The sequence below is a fragment of the uncultured Lamprocystis sp. genome (assembly GCF_903933125.1).
Taxonomy (GTDB): domain Bacteria; phylum Pseudomonadota; class Gammaproteobacteria; order Chromatiales; family Chromatiaceae; genus Thiodictyon.
In genome coordinates, this window is record NZ_CAIZIZ010000022.1 from 1 (window position 1) to 3,235 (window position 3,235).

General features: G+C 64.4%; 2 protein-coding genes. Both read right to left on the reverse strand.

Going from position 1 to position 3,235, the window contains the following annotated elements; translation table 11 throughout:
• Positions 1-274: 274 nt before the first annotated feature.
• The gene (locus QZY03_RS00920) at positions 275-616 is read right to left on the reverse strand and encodes a four helix bundle protein (RefSeq protein WP_295577267.1); all 342 of its coding nucleotides are present in this window, start codon (positions 614-616) and stop codon (positions 275-277) included.
• Between the two features lie 62 nt (positions 617-678).
• Entirely contained in the window at positions 679-2,955 is a 2,277-nt protein-coding gene (locus QZY03_RS00925) for an SUMF1/EgtB/PvdO family nonheme iron enzyme (protein WP_295577269.1), read from the reverse strand.
• Between the last annotated feature and the right edge of the window lie 280 nt (positions 2,956-3,235).

The window sequence follows — 3,235 nt, forward strand, 5'->3', positions numbered from 1 at the left end:
TTCACGATAGGTCCTCGGATAGTCACGGCCAGCACTGAGGGTTGCGGGCGAGGGCGAAACATACTCAACGGCGTCCATCACTACATATTGCACCAGGCGGAGCTAACCGGCCACCCCCTTAAAACAAAATGGCCGGGGACATCGTGGCAGGTTACTTCAAGCGGGTCTTGGTCGTCATTCCGGCCAGCATCGGCAGTCATGAGGTCTTACGGGGGGCGGTTTCGATCTGCACAACGAGCGCGAAACCAAGACATTTAGACAAGATTAACAAGATTTACAAGATGTTCTTCGTTTTCAATCTTGTAAATCTTGTTAATCCTGTCAAGAAATTTCGGAACTGGCAGGGTCCGCGGCCGGAACTATGATCAAGGCCATCAAGCGCAGCCAGCCGCCACAAGTGGCGGATCACCGCCAGGCGGGAATTTGCCAGGGCCAGGGGTGTCCGCTTATCCCGGCTATACGCGGCCTGAACCAACAGTTCCAGCACCTGAATCAGCGTCGACTCCAGCCGTTCACCGAGGGTAAACAGCCGGTTGCGGGGAAACCCGTCCAATTGCGGAATGAGCCAGAGCAGCAGTTCATGACAGGATTCAACGACCGGGGCAAGCTGACTCACGCAATTATTGCGCCTGAATGATCGAAAATGAATGAAAAGGGTAAAAGAATAGAGAAAAAAGGTCAAAGGTCCTGGGCGTGGCGGAAACCGAGGTCGACGTACCGGTTCGACGGCCTGAGCCTGAGACGGTTCGCGGACCGCAGCCCCGCAGGCTGGGTGCCCCACGCGCCGCCGCGGAGCGCCCGGGACGGCCAAGTCTTGGCATCATTCTTGCTTATACAAGCCGTCTCTTTGCCATCATAAGGGTCGGCATAGGCCGAGCAAGTCCACTCCCAGACGTTGCCGGCCACATGATGCAGCCCCCAGGGATTGGCCGCCAGGCTGTCGACCGGCAGCGTTTGTTTCCGGTAGACCCCGGTCTTGGCCCCGCAGCCGTTGTAATCAATGGTGCCGTCATAGTTGGCCTGATCGGTGGAGATGCAGTCGCCGGTCCAGAAAGGTTTCTCGGTGCCGGCGCGGGCCGCGTATTCCCATTCGGCTTCGGTGGGCAGCCGATAGGTCTTGCCGGTCACCCGACTCAGCCAGGCGGTATAGTCTTGGGCATCATTCCAACTCACGCAGACCACCGGCGCATCCTCCGTCTGCTCGAACCCGACCGAACGCCAGGAGAACGCCTTGTCCTGCTGCCAGGAGCCATCCTTCAAACCGACACAGCCGTCGCCCTTCTCCGCCTCGGTCTGATAGCCCTTGTTCGCCGCCACGAAGGCCCGAAACTGCGCCACCGTGACCTCGTACTTGCCGATGGCGAAGGGCCGCTTGATCGTCACTGAATGCTGCTGCTCATCCGCGGAGCGTTCGGGTTCGTTTTCCGGGGAGCCCATCTGGAAGATCCCGGCGGGAATCTTGACCATCGTTGGGCCGGCGGAACCGTTTTTCAGCTTGTCGGTGAAGGTCGGCGGGGGCGCCGCCGAAGGGGCGGCCACAACGGGGACAGCGGGGACGGCGGGTGCAGGCTTGGCTGCGGTCGCAGCGGGCGGTGAGACTGGCGCGACGACGACCGGCTCAGTACGCTTTGGCACCATGCCGGGAACCCACACCACGGCTGCCGCCACGCCCGCCACGCCAAGCACGACGGGGATCAGCCAACCGGGGCGGGGCTTGACCGGCGGAGGATCGGCTTTCATGGGCTCCTTCAGCAAAGGCGTGGCGGCCGGTGCCGGCTCCGACGAGGCCAGCGCCGCCGCCTCTCGCGCGTGCGACGCTGGCTCCGACGCATCGGGAGCCGACTTGCTCCGCGCGTCGGGCAAACCCGGTTCGGCACCCGCACTCGGGGGACGCCCCTGCGCTCCCCCGCCCGCATCCCCGGCATCCGGTCCCGTCGTCGGCAGGCCCGCCGCAGCGCGCTTCAATGCGGTCTCGATCAAACTCCGCACCTGAAAATCCCGCTCCCGCTCCCACGACAGCCGCTCCTCCAAGACCGCGATGACCGCCTGGCGCAACGGTGGCTGGTGTATCAGGTTCGCCAAATCACCGACGGCGCCGATACGGGTGCGGCGGTTCTCCGAACCGAGATCAGCCAGCAGATCGGCGCCCAGCAGGTCCTTGGGGTCCGGGGCCCGCGCACGGGGGTTACGGGCCAGGATCAGCTCACCGCGGACTTGGCCGAACCGTTCGGGCGTCATGCGCCGCGGCCCGGCGGCGGTGGCCTTGACCACCGCGGCATGGACATACCGATAGAGTTGCTCGACGCTCACCGCGGGCGCACCCGCCGCCGCCTCGCCGGTCTCCAGACCCTGGATCAGGAAGTGAGTGAAGAGCGAGCGCTCCACGCCGGCGATGACGCGGTTGCCCTCCCAGGAGGACTCCCCGGCGGTCGATGAGGTGAGGATGACCCGTCCGTAACCCTCCTGCACCGCAGGCGCACTGGCCGGATCGGCACCGAAGGTCGCGGCGGTCACCACCGCGCCCTTGCGGCCGATGGCGCCGGCGTAACAACAGTCGAGGATCAGGATCTGGCGGCCGGCCGGGCTGCGGTCCATCACATCGGTGATGAAGGGGGCGGCCAGGGCGGTGCCGTCGAAGCAGTCGCGTTCGCTGTCCGGCAGCGCCAGATAGAGCCGGCCGGTGCGGTGATCGAGCTCGCCGTGCCCCGAGAAATAGAGCAGCACCAGATCGTCGCGCTGCCGGTTGGCGAACAGCCGGCCGATCGCCCGATGGGCCACGGCATAATCGGGATTGGCGAGGATGTTGACCAGCGCCGGGTCGAACCCGCCGATGGCCGGATCGGTGAGCACACGCGCCAACCCCGCCACGTCCGCCGCCGGGACCTTGAGGTCCGGCAGATCCTGATAGCGGTCGTTGCCGATCAGTAGGGCATGTTTCTGAGCCGCCGGGGGCATAGGTGTCCGTGGGTGCGCCTGGTTTCCGGCATTCTAACCCCGATGGCGGCGGGGCTGGCGGCCAAAGCGCGTCGCCCGGTAGGTTGGGGTGAGGAACGAACCCCAACGATCGGCTGCCGGGATGTTGGGATTCGTTCCTCACCCCAACGGTCATGATCGGCAGCAGTTCCAAATTTAAGACCATGATGTTATGAAGGGCTTTTCAGATCTGACTGGAGAGTCCCATGGTCACTTCCGCTGCGGCCGAGTTGCCGCTGTTGACGGCGGGTGTCATGATCAA